This window comes from Pseudomonas sp. RIT-PI-a, assembly GCF_001187875.1.
Taxonomy (GTDB): Bacteria; Pseudomonadota; Gammaproteobacteria; order Pseudomonadales; family Pseudomonadaceae; genus Aquipseudomonas; species Aquipseudomonas coleopterorum.
Window position 1 is genome coordinate 228806 of record NZ_LGIR01000012.1, and the last position, 15006, is coordinate 243811.

The 15006-nt window shown below is 62.5% G+C and carries 12 protein-coding genes; 5 read left to right on the forward strand and 7 right to left on the reverse strand.

Going from position 1 to position 15006, the window contains the following annotated elements; genetic code table 11:
* Positions 1–34 precede the first annotated feature (34 nt).
* From AC788_RS07330 to AC788_RS07340, 3 genes are all read right to left on the reverse strand, one after another.
* Positions 35–2272, reverse strand: a complete 2238-nt coding sequence (locus tag AC788_RS07330) for a sensor domain-containing protein (protein ID WP_049860010.1) — start codon at positions 2270–2272, stop codon at positions 35–37.
* Positions 2273–2487: 215 nt separating this feature from the next.
* The gene (locus AC788_RS07335; RefSeq protein WP_177327957.1) at positions 2488–3609 is read right to left on the reverse strand and encodes a DUF1624 domain-containing protein; all 1122 of its coding nucleotides are present in this window, start codon (positions 3607–3609) and stop codon (positions 2488–2490) included.
* A 315-nt stretch (positions 3610–3924) separates the two neighbouring features.
* Positions 3925–4617: a type 1 glutamine amidotransferase domain-containing protein gene (locus AC788_RS07340; RefSeq protein ID WP_049860012.1), complete on the reverse strand. Its 693-nt coding sequence runs from the start codon at positions 4615–4617 to the stop codon at positions 3925–3927.
* A gap of 214 nt (positions 4618–4831) precedes the next feature.
* Between AC788_RS07340 and AC788_RS07345 the strand changes: the two genes are divergently transcribed.
* Positions 4832–5068 (forward strand): hypothetical protein, encoded by a 237-nt coding sequence (locus AC788_RS07345; protein WP_049860013.1) that lies wholly within the window; start codon positions 4832–4834, stop codon positions 5066–5068.
* Here AC788_RS07345 and AC788_RS07350 read toward each other — a convergent pair.
* The gene (locus AC788_RS07350; RefSeq protein WP_049860014.1) at positions 5065–6183 is read right to left on the reverse strand and encodes an HPP family protein; all 1119 of its coding nucleotides are present in this window, start codon (positions 6181–6183) and stop codon (positions 5065–5067) included. The two genes, AC788_RS07345 and AC788_RS07350, sit on opposite strands and share 4 nt — an antisense overlap.
* 216 nt (positions 6184–6399) lie before the next feature.
* A complete protein-coding gene (locus tag AC788_RS07355; RefSeq protein WP_049860015.1) occupies positions 6400–8397 on the reverse strand; it encodes a peptidase U32 family protein in 1998 nt (665 codons plus the stop codon).
* 174 nt (positions 8398–8571) lie between these two features.
* On the opposite strand from AC788_RS07355, the gene AC788_RS07360 reads away from it, so the two are divergent.
* Entirely contained in the window at positions 8572–8997 is a 426-nt protein-coding gene (locus AC788_RS07360; protein WP_049860016.1) for a DNA methylase, read from the forward strand.
* Between the two features lie 2 nt (positions 8998–8999).
* Positions 9000–9728 (forward strand): DUF72 domain-containing protein, encoded by a 729-nt coding sequence (locus tag AC788_RS07365; protein WP_049860017.1) that lies wholly within the window; start codon positions 9000–9002, stop codon positions 9726–9728.
* A gap of 471 nt (positions 9729–10199) precedes the next feature.
* On the opposite strand, the gene AC788_RS07370 is transcribed toward AC788_RS07365, so the two are convergent.
* Positions 10200–11354 carry a MalY/PatB family protein gene (locus tag AC788_RS07370; protein WP_049860018.1) on the reverse strand — a complete coding sequence of 385 codons (1155 nt, stop codon included), beginning with the start codon at positions 11352–11354 and terminating at the stop codon, positions 10200–10202.
* A 215-nt stretch (positions 11355–11569) separates the two neighbouring features.
* Here AC788_RS07370 and AC788_RS07375 point away from each other — a divergent pair, with 215 nt between their 5' ends.
* The gene (locus tag AC788_RS07375; protein ID WP_049860019.1) at positions 11570–12598 is read left to right on the forward strand and encodes a hypothetical protein; all 1029 of its coding nucleotides are present in this window, start codon (positions 11570–11572) and stop codon (positions 12596–12598) included.
* Here the strand turns inward: AC788_RS07375 and AC788_RS07380 are convergent.
* On the reverse strand, positions 12595–12870 hold the full coding sequence (locus tag AC788_RS07380) for a hypothetical protein (protein ID WP_049860020.1): 276 nt from the start codon (positions 12868–12870) through the stop codon (positions 12595–12597). The genes AC788_RS07375 and AC788_RS07380 overlap by 4 nt on opposite strands.
* Between AC788_RS07380 and AC788_RS07385 the strand changes: the two genes are divergently transcribed.
* Positions 12869–14968, forward strand: coding sequence for a TonB-dependent receptor family protein (locus AC788_RS07385; RefSeq protein WP_049860021.1), 2100 nt, complete (start codon positions 12869–12871; stop codon positions 14966–14968). The two genes, AC788_RS07380 and AC788_RS07385, sit on opposite strands and share 2 nt — an antisense overlap.
* Positions 14969–15006 lie beyond the last annotated feature (38 nt).

Sequence of the window (15006 nt, forward strand, 5' to 3'; positions counted from 1 at the left end):
GTTCCGGACGTTCCATGGATCCGTCGAACAGTGCCTAAACGTTGTTTTTCGTGGCCAGTAAATGCTTCATCTCCTCGCCCCGCAACGGCGGGCTGAGCAGGTAACCCTGGACGAACGGGCAATCCAGCGCTTGCAGCCGGTCCAACTGGTCCTGGGTTTCCACGCCCTCGGCGACGATGTCGACGCCCAGCGCGCTGCCCAGTGACAGGATGCTGGTGACGATGGCGATGGTGCGGCGGTGGGTCATCATGCGCGTGACGAACGAACGGTCGATCTTGATCGAATCGATCGGGTAGCGGTCGATGTAGCCCAGCGAGCTGTAGCCGGTGCCGAAGTCGTCCAGTGCGATGTGCACGCCCAGCTTGCGCAAGTCGGCCAGGGCGATGGCCACGGTTTCCGGCTCGTTGAGAAACACCGATTCGGTGATTTCGATCTGCAGATCGCGTGGGCTCAGCGACGTGCTTTCCAGGATCTGCGCGACCTTCGCCACGAATCCCACATGATTGAGTTCGGCGCCGGAGACGTTGACGTTCAGTCGCAACCCCGCAGCGGGGCTGGCGTCCCAGCGCTTGATCTCGGCGCAGGCCGTCTGCATGACCCAGCGGCCCATCTCGTGGATGATGCCGATGTCTTCCGCAACAGCGATGAACACGTCGGGCGGTACGTTGCCAAGCACCGGGTGCTGCCAGCGAACCAGTGCTTCGACGCCGGCGATGCGGCGCGAGCCGGCGTGGAAAATGGGCTGGTAGACCAGGTAGAACTCTTCGCGCGCCAGGGCGTGCTTCAGCGCATTGCGCATCAACAGCAGGTCCACCGCCGCCTGGCGCATGGACAGGTCGAACAGCGCCCACTTGCCTGGGCCTTGCTTCTTCGCGGCATACATGGCGACGTCGGCGTCGCGCACCAGGTCTTCGGCACCGGTGTGCGCGGCGTCGAGGGTGACGATGCCGACACTGCACGAGGTGAAGATCGCCTGACCCTCGACTTCGACGGCAACGCCGAGTGCCTGGATAACGCGTTTTGCGGTGTCGATGGCCGCCTGCTTGGACGCCTCGCCGGTGTGGAGGATGGCAAACTCGTCGCCACCGATGCGCGCCAGGACAGCATTGCCGGTGAGGCAGGATTGCAGTCGCTGCGCCACGATCTGCAGCAGGATGTCGCCGGCGCGGTGACCCATGCCGTCGTTGATGTATTTGAAGCGATCCAGGTCCAGGTACAGCACCGCCGCATCGCGCTCGGCCTGGGCCAGATTGAAGACCTCCTGGATCTGCGCCATGAAGTAAGCGCGGTTCTTCAGACGGGTCAGGTCATCGTGGAAAGCCGCGTAGGTCAGCTCTTCCTGGATCCGCTCGCGCTCCACCAGGCGCGAACGCAGCGCCACCTGTTCCTCACGGTCGATCTGGGCTTGTCTGAGGCCTTCTTCGGCTTCTTTGCGCTCGCTGATGTCGCGCTGCACCGACACCCAGTGGGTGAACCAGCCTTTTTCGTTGGCCACGGGCACGATGCTCAATTGCACCCAGAATCGGGTGCCATCGCGGCGCGTGTTGATCAGTTCGACCTCGACCGGTTGCCACCGGGTCAGCGCGTCGCGGATCTGATCCAGGGTGCTGCGATCGGTTTCTTCGCATTGCAGGATGCGCGGTGTCTTGCCGACGATCTCTTCCAGGCTGAACCCGGTGGTCGCCAGAAAGGCCGGGTTGCAGTAGACGATGCGCGGGCCGGGCAGGTCGATCGGCTCGGCTTCGGTGATCAGGATCGCATCCTTGGCATGCACGACCACCGACTCCAGCAGGCGCAGCCGCTCGATGACCCCGGTGGGGCCGTTGCTGACCGCCGGGGGCGGAGCGGTGTGGTAGAGGGCGACCGAGTGGGTCTTGAGCGCATAGATCTGCGCAGCGCTGAGCAACTTGAACGGCGGTGTCAGCGCCAGCAGGACGATGCCGGCGAGTACATCGCTGCTGTCCTTCACAGCGATACACACACGGTAGGTGTCTGCGAGCGAACCCAGGAAATCCGGCACCGAGTGGATGAAGGGCGAGCCGTCGCCGATGTCGACCACGTCGCCATAGGACATCAGCATGCGCAGCCAGGACTCGGTGGCGGCATCGACCGGCACGTCCCGTGTCGTACCGTAGGCGGCGGTCACCCGCCAGGCACCGGGTGGACCCTCGATGAGCAGGCCGCCGCAACACTGAGTGATGGCCGCCGCTGCCTGGACCAGACCTTTCAAAGCGGTGTTCGATGTAGCGTTTTCGGGAACAGCTGCAAGCATATGAAGGATCCAAGCAAGGAGGGGAGCGGCGACCTCCTGTCACGACATGTCATTTTGACATCATGATGATATTAGCACTACGCCTACCGGTCGGACCCCCTCTACGCATTTAAATTGCGCGACCGCCTTTTATTTCCCGGCAGGCGGGGACGGGCAGCGATCAACGGTCGTCTACCCGGCGCCAGCGGTCGTGCCTGCATGCTCCCATGGTTTGCTCAGAAATACTTCAACCAGCCAATGTCACGGCGGCGTTGCTTGAGATGCGCGAACCAGCGGGTGGGGAAGTACAGTGCGACGGCCAGTGCCACGGTCCATAGCCAGATCCCGCTCAGGCTGTCGAAGCCGTAGTACTTGCCCTGATTGAGGCCCCAGATCTGCACCGCGATCAGGTACATGGCTTTGAGCACCAGCAGGTGCAGCACATAGAAGAACATCGGCGCGCCGCCATAGCGTGACAGCACTTCGAGCACCGGGCGGCCTTCGAGGCGCTGGAACAAGGCAAGCAGCAGCAGGCCGGCGCCCATGGTGGGCATCAGGTACAGCAGCGACGGTGGGTACTTGGTCAGCGACATGAAACTCATGAAGGTGCGGACGTTGTCATCCAGCACGCTCCACGGCTTTTCGCCGTAGCCGTTCAGGTAGCGGATGGCAATGAACCCCACCAGCAAACCCACACCCCAGTTCAGCAGCAGACGCAGGCGCCGTGCCGGGTCGGCGTCGCGACCGAACCAGGGGCCGGCGCAGTAGCCCAGGGCGATCAGGCCGATCCACGGCAGGATGGGGTAGGTCGTGCGCGCGCGGGTGAACTCGGTGATTTCCAGGAACGCGCGCTGGTGCAGGATCGACCAGATCTCGAAGAAGGGCGACTCTGCGGTCAGAACGATGCCGTCCAGCAGGTTGTGGCCGGCGACGATGACGACACCCACGATCGCCAGCGCAGTACGGGGCAGATGGATGAGCGCGGCCAGCGCGATCATGCTCAGGCCGATGGCCCAGATCACTTGCAGCCACAAGGTGGTGGGCACCAGAGTCGCGTTCCAGGCGAAGTTGACCAGCGTCAGTTCCAGAAAGACCAGAAACAGTCCGCGCTTGAGGAGGAATATCGAGACTTCCCGTGGGCTATGGGATTGTCCGTACAGCCAAGCCGAGAGGCCGGTAAGGAAAACGAACACCGGGGCGCAGACCATGCTGCTGATGCGAGTGAAGAACAGTTCGGGAGGTGTGTTGACCGGATCCATGGGATCGCTGACCTGAACATGCAGAAAAAACGTTTCGCGCACATGATCGACGAGCATGAACAGCATGACCAATCCACGTAGTGCATCGATCGCCAGCATGCGCGTGCGTGATACCGCTTGGGTCGAGGCCGTGGAAAGCGAACTGGGAAAGGGTGGTGAAGGGGCAGCGTCGGCCATGGGCAGGCATCCAAAAATAAATCGGGATGCGAATGTTACGATATAACGTGAAAATTTGAAATTGCCGCTGTGCGAGCATTTCTCGTAGGAACGGTCACCGGCCGCAAAAAACGCAACGGTGTGTCATGGGAAACCGGTGAGGCCCTTCGCGGCCACGGACCGCTCCTACGCGGCACCCCTTGTAGGAGCGGTCATCGGCCGCGAACAGAGCGCCGCCGTGTGTCAGGCAGTCACCAATCAGGCGCTCTCTTCCTGCTGCAGTCGCTTGATCAAGGCTTGAGCCGCAGCTTCGGAGGACGCAGGGTTCTGCCCAGTGATCAGGTGCCCATCCTCGACCACATAGCTGCCCCAGTCCGGACCTTTGGAATACTCTGCGCCATTGCCTTTGAGCATGTCTTCGACCAGGAAGGGCACCACATCCGTCAGCCCGACCGCGTCCTCTTCGGAGTTGGTGAAGCCTGTAACCTTCTTGCCCTTGACGATGGAATCGCCATCGGGCGACTTCACGTTCTTGAACACACCCGGTGCATGGCAGACGGCAGCGACCGGCTTGTTGGCGGCATAGAACGCCTCGATGATGGTCTTCGAATCCGTGTCTTCGGCCAGGTCCCACAGCGGGCCGTGCCCACCGGGATAGAACACGGCATCGAAATCGTAGGGGTCGACTTCGCTCAGCGGAAAGGTGTCGGCGAGGGCAGATTTGGCCTCTGCATCATCGGCGAAGCGGCGGGTGGCGTCGGTCTGCGCATCCGGCTCGTCGCTCTTGGGATCCAGTGGTGGCTGGCCGCCCTTGGGCGACACCAGCGTCACATCGGCGCCGGCGTCGATGAAGGCATAGTAGGGGGCGGCGAATTCTTCCAGCCAGAAGCCGGTTTTCTTGCCGGTATCGCCCAACTGATCGTGGGACGTGAGAACCATCAAGATCTTCATGCACATTTCTCCTGCAGGTGTGGGGATGCAATGCACGGCATTGCCCGGTTCCGTGTTCAGAAAGCACAGTGTTCAGAAAGCACATGCACGCAGACGTTCAAGACAATCCCCCGGCGCCTCTCGCGCCGAACCGAAGGAACGCTGGCGGATCACTTCAGTCAGTTGCTGCAGGGCCGAGCCCCCGCACACGCCCGCTACCAAGAGGAGATGTCCCATGGCAACCGCATCCGTCCAATACCGCTTCAACGGTGAGCCGCGCAGCTGGACGCCACCGGCTCGGATCGAGCCGGGCCTCCACGCTGTGGTGATGCACCTGCTGCAATTGCACTTCGGCGACGGCGAAAACAGCCTGGTGATGCCCACCGCCGAGGACAGCGACGAGCAGGTTCTGGAGCAGGCGGCACGGATGGGACTGACCGATATCCAGCTTCCCGATGCTCCCGCCAACTAGGCGCTGACCGCCCGGTACAGCGCGCGGATGAGGTCGGACTGAGTGATGATGCCCACCAGACGGCGCTCGCTGTCGATGATCGGAATGTGCCGATGGCCGTTCTCCGAAAACACCGGCACCAGCTCGGTCAGCAGCCGATCGGCGCTGGCGACGCGCACCGAACGGGTCATGATCTGCCCAACGCTGCTGGTCGTTGGCCGATTGCGTCCGGGTCGCAGCAGGGCGCGCAGATGCCAGGCCACGCCGTCGTGGGCGTCCAGATCCAGTTGCCGCATGAAATCGGCCACGGTGACGATGCCTATCAGATGGCGCTGGCGATCGATGACCGGCAAGGCCTTGATCTTGTGCTTGCGCATCAGTGCCCAGGCCTCGCGTAGCGGCATCTCCTGGCGTGCGGTGATCGGTTCCCGACTCATGACTTCGGCACAGCGCAGCTCGCCCATGTTGCGCTGGTAGGCCGAAGCTTCGGCCAGTTCGAGCAACGCTTGCAGGTCGTTGCGATCGACGTCGAGGACCTGGTTGTAGTGCACCAGCGCGGCGTCCAGGTCGGCGCGGCTGAATCTCCCTGTGGCCGATGGTTGGGGCGTCGCAGGCACATGGGGCCAGGGCCGACGCGTCAGGTTGTTGTAGAGCAGGCCGGCGGCCACCAGCAGCAGCGAATCGAGCAGGACCGGATTGACGGCATAGGCGAAGTGTTCGCAACCCATCACGACCATCAACAGTGCCGCCGCGCCACCGGGTGGGTGCAGGCAGCGGGCGGCGAGCATCAGTGCGATTGCCAGGCCTACGGCGAGGGCGGCAGCCAGGGTCGGATCGGGAATCCATTTGGCGCAGGCAATGCCGACCAGCGCGCTCAGCGTATTGCCACCGGTTACTGCCCAGGGCTGGGCCAAAGGGCTGGCGGGGAGGGCGAACACCAGCACGGCGCTGGCGCCGATGGGCGCCACGATGGCCAGCCCCAGGGCGCCGTGCTCGGAGGCCCAGTGCCCCTGCAGGCCCAGCGCTGCAAGCACCCCGACCACCAGCACGCCCAGGGCGGCACCGATGCAGGCACGCCATTTTTCCCGGGCATTGATCGGTTGGCGGGTCGGCCAGAGGCGGGTGAAGATATTCATTGCAGGTGCTTGAGTTCCGGCTGTGAAACAGGGCCGGCATCAGTATCCGGCCTCACATTCCCCTGTAGCAGCGGCGCGAGCCGCGTCACAGGCCACGCGGATCATCTGACCCCACGCAGTGCCATCGGACGCAGCTTGCGCAGCTGCTACAGGTATTAGGTGGCCGCGTCGGGCGCCAATGCGACAGCCCAGACACGGCGCGATCAACCCACCGTATCAATGGGGCGCGCGGCGGATGGTCTTCATCAGATCCTGCGGGCTGATCTGACCCACCACATTGACGCCACTGCCGGGCTGCGGCAGGTCCAGGATATGCCCCTTCATCTTGCCGATCACGTGCATCTCGCACGGCTTGCAGTCGAACTTCAAGGTCAGCACTTCATCGCCATGAATCAACTGCATGGGCGCGACCTTGGTTTTCACCCCGGTTACGCCCTTGGCCTGCTTGGGGCACAGGTTGAACGAGAAACGCAGGCAATGCTTGGTGATCATCACGGGCACTTCGCCCGGCTCTTCATGGGCCTCGTACGCGGCATCGATCAGCTTGACCCCATGGCGATGATAGAAATCGCGAGCCTTCTGGTTGTACACGTTGGCCAGGAACGACAGGTGCGATTCAGGATACACCGGCGGTGGCGTCGTCTCGGCCTTGCGGCTGCCACGCGGATGGGCCTGCACGCGCGCGGTGGTCAGCGCTTCGATCGCTTCGCGACGCATCGCCTTGAGCTGCGAGTTGGGAATGAAAAACGCCTGCGGTGCATCCAGTTCGATGGCCGTTGCATGGTACTGGGTAGTCCCCAGTTGCCCCAGCAGGTCACGCAGCTGATCCAGCGCCTGCTCCGGTTTGTTGGCCGGCCCGAACGGGCCTTCCAGCGCTACATCCACGCGCACGCCTTCTTCGCTGGTGGCGGTCAGTTGCAAACGTTGCTCGCTCAACTGCACGCGCCAGGCCACGCCGACGCGCCGCTCGGCGGAAGTCTTCTGCAGCGCCTGCTGCCAGTTGTGGTCCAGGTTGCGATTGAGCGGGTGGTTGGGGCGCAACTGGAATAGCCCCGCCGGCATCTCGTTGGGTTCGACGCGATAGCGATAGCGCTTCTGACCGTCTTCGTCGAACTCGCCCTTGAGCTCGGCGATGTTGGCGCGGAAACCCACGACTTCGCGCTTGACCAGCACGTTCAGGCCGTCGCCGTTGGACAGCGGCTGCTCGCTGACGACCAGCATGTCACGCTTGGCGACTTTCTCCACGCGTCCGACCGGCAGGCCGGTGAAGGTGGGCGAATCGAACGCACCGATGTCGATCTTGCGCTCGCTGACGAAATAGTCGGTGCTGCCGCGGTGGAAGGTCTTGTCCGGGTCCGGCACGAAGAAGTGTGCGGTGCGACCGCTGGAAGCCCGGGCCAGATCCGGACGGTCTTCCAGCACGTCGTCCAGGCGCTGGCGGTAGTAGGCGGTGATGTTCTTCACATAGCCCATGTCCTTGTAGCGGCCTTCGATCTTGAACGAACGCACGCCGGCCTCGACCAGCGCGCGAATGTTGGCGCTCTGGTTGTTGTCTTTCATGGACAGCAGGTGTTTTTCATAGGCCACTACGCGGCCCTGGTCATCCTTGAGGGTGTAGGGCAGGCGGCAGGCCTGAGAGCAGTCGCCGCGGTTGGCACTGCGACCGGTCTGCGCATGGGAGATGTTGCACTGCCCGGAAAACGCCACGCACAACGCACCGTGAATGAAGAACTCGATCGCTGCATCGGTTTCCGCGGCAATGGCGCGGATCTCGCCCAGATCCAGTTCCCGCGCCAGCACCAGCTGTGAGAAGCCGGCCTGGTCGAGGAATTTGGCCCGCGCCAGGGTGCGGATGTCGGTCTGGGTGCTGGCGTGCAGCTCGATCGGCGGAATATCCAGCTCCATGACCCCCAGGTCCTGCACGATCAAGGCATCCACGCCGGCGTCGTACAACTGGTGTATCAGCTTGCGCGCCGGTTCCAGTTCGTTGTCGTGCAGGATGGTGTTGAGCGTGGTGAACACCCGCGCGTGATAGCGGCGAGCGAAGGTCACCAACTCGGCGATATCGCTCAGCTCGTTGCTGGCGTTGTGACGCGCGCCGAAGCTGGGCCCGCCAATGTAGATGGCGTCGGCGCCATGCAGGATGGCCTCACGGGCGATGGCTACGTCGCGTGCGGGGCTGAGCAGTTCGAGGTGGTGCTTGGGCAGGGACATGTTTTTCTGGTCAGAGTCATCACGGTCAAGATCGCCATTGTAGCGGCGAATGACCGGAACGGCACGGCCCGCGCGTCGCAGTGCTGTCTGGTGCGGGAAGACGGATCGAACCGCCGAGTGGGGCTGGCGTCTACCGGGCAGCGTCCGTGCCGCAGCCAATCAGGGATACCGCCGATGAGCAAGTCCATCACTGCCCAGGATCTGGGCATCGACATCACCGAGCAGCACGGCCTGTTCAAGTGGTTGCTGGCCAGCTTTCTGATGGGTAAGCGCATTCAGGCCGATATCGCCGTTCAGGCCTATCGGGTGCTGGTCGAAAAACACGGTCGCGATACGCCGCGCAAGCTGGGCCACTGCACGCATCGCGAGTTGGTGGCCATGCTGGGCGAGGCGCATTATGTGCGCTATGACGAGAGCACGGCGACGCGGCTGAGCGCTTTGGCGAAGACATTGACGGCAGAGTACGGCGGCAGTGTCAGCCAGATGCGTGAGGCCAGTGCCGATCGCAGGGATTTTGAGCGCAGGTTGGCACAGTTCGACGGTGTGGGGCCCAAGACCGTGGAGATCTTCATGCGCGAAGCCGGTGGAGTCTTGTTTTGAGCATGGACCGGGTGCGCGTGGGCTGCGCCGGTTGGAGCCTGCCGCGCGAGTACGCTGAGCACTTCACGGGCGACGGCACCCATTTGCGGCGTTACGCCTCGCGGCTGCGCTGCGTGGAGATCAACAGTTCGTTCTATCGTCCGCATCGCCCACAGACCTATGCCCGCTGGGCCGCGTCGGTGCCCGACGACTTCCGCTTCTCGGTCAAGGTGCCGAAACAGATCACCCATGTGCAGCGCTTGCGCGACTGCGCAGCGGCCCTCGATGAATTCCTGGCGCAATGTGGTGAATTGGGCGGCAAGCTCGGCTGCCTGCTGGTGCAATTACCGCCGTCTCTGGCTTTCGAAGTGCAGGCTGCCGAGGATTTCTTCCGTTGTTTGCGCGAGCGATTTGCAGGCCATGTGGTGCTCGAACCGCGCCATGCTTCCTGGGTCGAGGCCGAGCCGATCCTGCAGGCTTACCGCATTGCCCAAGCGGCGGTCGATCCTTCACGCATCGCCACCGATATAAGCCCTGAAGGCTGGCGCGGCTTTCGTTATTGGCGACTGCACGGTTCGCCGCGCATCTATCACGACGCGTACAGTGCTGAATATCTGGCACACCTGCGCCTGCTCCTGGCCGAAGCCGCCACCGACGCCGAGGTATGGTGCATATTCGACAACACCGCCTCCGGCGCCGCGACAGCAGACGCGCTGCGCACCACCAACCCTCCAGAAAATCCACCCCTGTAGCAGCTGCGCCGGCGGTACCCGCGGTGTATCTGGACGAACGCATCGACCCCGGACGCGGCTCGCGCCGCTGCTACAGGGGAATGGGGTGAGGCCGGTGAGGCCGGATGCGGTCGCAATCCCTGTAGCAGCTGCGCAAGCTGCGTCGGCGGCACCCGCGGTGTATCTGGACGAACGCATCGAACCCGGACGCGGCTCGCGCCGCTGCTACAGGGGAATGCGGTGAGGCCGGTGAGGCCGGATACGTTGCAATCCCTGTAGCAGCTGCGCAAGCTGCGTCGGCGGTACCTGCGGTGTATCTGGATAAACGCATTGAACCCGGACGCGGCTCGCGCCGCTGCTACAGGGGAATGCGGTGGGGCCGGTGAGGCCAGACGCGGTCGCAATCCCTGTAGCAGCTGCGCAAGCTGCGTCGGCGGTACCTGCGGTGTATCTGGATAAACGCGTCGAACCCGGACGCGGCTCGCGCCGCTGCTACGGGGTGCGATGTTGCAGGCTGCGTTCGATGCGGGCTAGGCCTTCGGTCAGCAGTGCGCGCGGGCAGCCGAAATTCAGGCGAACGAATTGCTCCAGCCCTTCGCCGAATTCCGGGCCGGCGCTCAGGCCCACTCGAGCTTGTTCAAGAAAAAACCGCTGCGGATTGTCCAGGCCCAAAGCCGAGCAGTCCAGCCAGGCCAGGTAGGTGCTTTGTGGCGCATGCACCACGACGCCGGGCAGCCGCGTACGAATCGTTTCCAGCAGGTAGTCGCGATTGCCCTGCAGATAGGTTTTCAGCTGTTCCAACCACTCGCCCGGCTGCGCATAGGCGGCATGGGTGGCTTCCATCCCCAGCGGATTGACGCTGTCGACCATGCCCACTCGTGCCACGTCGAAGCGAGCGCGCAACGAGGGATTCTGGATCACTGCAAAGGCTGTCTTGAGCCCCGCCACGTTGTAGGTCTTGCTTGCGGACATCAGGGTAATGGTGCGCTGCGCCACTTCCGGCGACAGCGACGCGACAGGGATATGCCGACGTCCATCGAACTGCAGGTCCGCGTGGATCTCGTCGCTGATGATCAACACATCCTGCGCCACGCAAATTTCGGCGATCGTGCGCAGTTCGTCGCGGCTATAGGTCTTGCCGATCGGGTTGTGCGGATTGCTCAGCAGGTACGCCGAGCTCTCGGCCAGCGCCTGCTGCAGCCGCTGCGGGCCACACGCCCACTGACCTTGTGCGTCGGCCCGCAACGGCACCTCGATGCTGCGCATCTTCCAGTGCCCGGCCGCCTGGCGCAGCGGCGGATAGTTGGGGGTATGCACCACCACGCCCTCACCTTCGGCCACCAGACCGTGCAGCGCCATGTTGACCCCAGGCACCACACCCGGCAGGACCACGATGTCCTGCTTCTGCACCTGCCAGTCATAGTGCTCGCGCAGGTAATCGACCAGCACCTGACGCAGTTCGTCCGAGGGCACGCTGTAGCCCAGAACCGGATGGGTCAGACGCGTCTGCAAGCGTTCGATGACCGCAGGCGGTGCGGCGAAATCCATGTCGGCGACCCACATCGGCAATACATCTTCGGGGTAGCGGCTCCATTTGGTACTGCCCGTGCCGGTGCGGTCGAACAGCGTGTCCAGGTCTGTGCTCATCGTGTGCTCATGGCTGCAATGCGTGAAAGATTCAAAGGCTTGTAGGCGCATAGTAACCAGCGAAGGTGACTGCGGCCAGTCACGCCTATCAAGCCGGTCCATACAGCCGAAAAAAGATATTCAATGTTTTTATAAAACTTTTTCACGAAGCCCTTGGTCATTGCTGTAAGCGAGTTCACCTACTCGTTCTGCCACTGACCCAAAGGACTACAATCATGATCCGCGATGACCGTATCGCTCCAGACGGCTACACCACCCCGGTCTACCATGACCACGCCACAACCGCGCCGTTGCTCAAGCGAATTTCGTGGAGTGCGATTCTCGCCGGTGTGGTACTTGCCATGGTGGTTTCGCTGTTGCTCAACCTATTGGGTACCGCCATTGGTACAGCCACCATCGATCCAATGCAAGAAGCCAACCCGCTGTCGGGCATCGGCACCGGTGCCGGTATCTGGGTCGTGGTCAGCGCGGTCATCTCGCTGTTCGTGGGCGGTTGGGCTGCTGGCCGTCTGGCACAGCGCGAAGGCGCTTTCCACGGTCTGCTGGTCTGGGCGAGCGTTTCGCTCATCACTGTCTACCTGGTTTCCAGTGCAGTCACCGGCGTGGTCCGTGGCGGTCTGAACCTGGCTGGCAGCGGCATGTCGGCGCTGGGCAGTGGCATTGCTCAAGTCGCTCCCGCACTGGGCGACAAGATTCAGGACCAACTGCGTCAGCAGGGTATCGAATTCAATCTGGACGACATCCAGGGCGAACTCGAGTTGGCCATGCGTCAGACCGGCAAGCCTGAACTGAACCCCGACAACGTCAAGCAGGAAGCTCAGGCGACTCAACAAGACGCGCAGAACACCGCTCAGCGCAGCGCCGAGAACCCTCAGCAAGCCGACAACCAGTTGTCTGGCCTGATGGATCGCATCAAAGCCAAGGGCGACCAGGCTTGGGATGCTGCTGACCGCGAAGCACTGGTCAATCTGATCAAGGCACGTGGCAACAAGACCGATGCTGAAGCCAACCAGATCGTCGATCAGGCCCAGGCCAGCTACCGTCAGGCTTATGCCAAGTATCAGGAACTGAAAGCTCAGGCCGAACAGAAAGCCCGTGAAGCTGCCGAAGTGGCCGCCAAGCGCGTTTCGCAAGGCGCCTGGATCCTGCTGATCACCCTGGTGATCTCGGGTCTGGTAGCCGCCGGTGCCGGTGTACTGGGTCGTCGTACTCAGCCACCTGCCAAGGTCGTTGCTGCGGTCTAATCGATCCGCACACGTAACACGGTTGTAGAAAAGCCCACGCTGATCAGGTCAGCGTGGGCTTTTTCGTTTCTATATCGTTGCAAGCCTGCAACCAACTGTTCGTCTATCAACACCTGGGCGACAAGTTGCATCACTTTGCAGCGCCAATGCTGCCTGTATGGCCAGTGTTCGGCTTTTTCCGGATTGGCACGATAGCTGCTCAAGCCCCTGCGAGCGCGACTATACGAATAGAGGCTCCTCATCTTTTCGTAGCGTTCAGGAGCTTCATTCATGGGTTCAACATCGGGCCGCAAGCCCAGTGGTTCATATCGCGCTTTCGTATCAAGCAGCGTGGCATTGTTCACCGTCACCAGTTTGGGTCTGGCCCACGCCGAGGATACCCAGCTGTCCACGGTGGTGGTGACGGGCGCGGCGCGCAGCGAAGCGCAAAAGGCCAAGGTCGAACTGGACAAGACCCCCGGTACCACCGCGGTCGTCGACATGAAAGAAGTCGAGAAAGGCCGTGCCTCCAATGCCGAAGACGTACTTGCGCTACAACCGGGGGTGTTCGCGCAGGCCACCAGCGGCACCGGTGCCAACAAGATTTCGATTCGCGGTTCGGGTTTGAATACCTTCTATCAGGGCTATGCCCTGGCCATCAAATTCCTCTACGACGGACTGCCGATCACCGGGCCGGGCGGCACTCAGGAAGACCTGCTGAACATGGCCGCAGTCGATCACACCGAAGTGCTGTACGGCGCCAACGCCTTCAAGCACACGGCGCTGTCGCTGGGGGGCGCGATCAACTTCGTCAGCCGCACAGGACGCACGTCCCCAGGCAACTATGCACGGTTCGAAGTCGGCAGTTTCGGCTATCGCAAACAGCAACTGAGCACCGGTGGCGTGGTCGGCGACAGCGATTACTACGTGAGCGTGCTGCACAACGAACGCGACGGCTATCAGGACAACACGGCCAACAAAGGCCGCGACCTGATCGCCAACTTCGGCCATGTGTTCAGCCCCAAACTGGAAACGCGTTTCTTTCTGCGCTACCGCGAAGAACAGCTCACCAACGGCAACACCTTGACCCGAGCCCAGCTCAAGCACGATCCGCGCAGCAACGAGGTTCCCACTGGTCGCAAGAAGGACGGCACCACCTTGCTGGGCAGCAACACCACCTACAGGTTCGACGACGACTCGACCCTGGAAGTGGGCCTGGGGTACAACGACTACCCGTTGCTCAACGGCTGGCGTTATTCGGTTTCGCCGCAGGACTGGCGCTCCAAGGACACCAGCGTGGTCCTGCGCTATCGCCGCGCCCACGACGAACTGTTCGGCCTGCCCAGCGACAGCAGCATCACCTTCAGCAATACCCTGGCCTACCTGGGCGATGTCAAATCCCACAGCCGCAGCACCGTGCAACTGTTGCAGTACACAAAGTACACTGGCTCGCGCGACAGCGTACTGGCGCTGGGCAACGAGCTGCAGCTCAACGACAGAACCTGGCTGTCCACCGGGCTTTCTTTCATCAATATCAAACGCAAGGCCGAGATCGAATACACCACCGGGGTGAACACCAGCGAGTTTCCCGATGGCGTGAACTACTCCGAATGGGACACCGCGCCGCGGCTGGGCCTGCGGTATGAACTGACGCCGGACATCCAGCTGTTCGGCAACGTCAGCCGCTCCATCGACCCGCCCGTGACCTGGCAGCTGGGCAGCACCGGCTCGCCGTTCATACGCGACGTGAAACCTCAGAAAGCCACCACGGCCGAGCTGGGCGTACGTGCCAGTGCCGGGATTTTCGAAGGCAGCCTGACGTTCTATCGCTCCTGGATCGATGACGAGATTCTGTCCGTGGTGGTGCGTCAGGCCTCGGCCAATCAAGACCAACTGGTGGCTTCGTCCAACGCCAGCCCGACCATTCACCAAGGCGTGGAGGCGGGATTGAATGCGCTGCTGTGGGAAGGGGAGAACGGCGACACGCTGAACCTGCGCCAAGCCTACACCTTCAACGATTTCTACTATCGCCACGACAACACCTTCGGCGGCAACGAACTGCCCAGCCTGCCACGCCACGTGTACCAGGCCGAGCTTCAGTACCAGCAGGCCGGAGGCTTCTACGCCCAACTCAACCTGCGTTCGGCCTCCAGTTACTTCATCGACTACGCCAACAGTTTCAGCGCGCCGTCCTACACCATCCTCGGCGCCCGCATAGGCTTCGAAGCCCCAAGCAAACGCTGGGACGTGTTCCTGGACATGCGCAACCTGACCGACGAACGCTACGCCACCGCAGCCAACACCACCTACGACGCCCGCGGGCAGGATTCGGCCAATTTCTACCCAGGGGATGCGTTCAATGTCACGACTGGCGTTGCGTTTCGGTTTTGATCGGTGCGTTGGCCTGTACGCTCAACCCAGGTATGGTT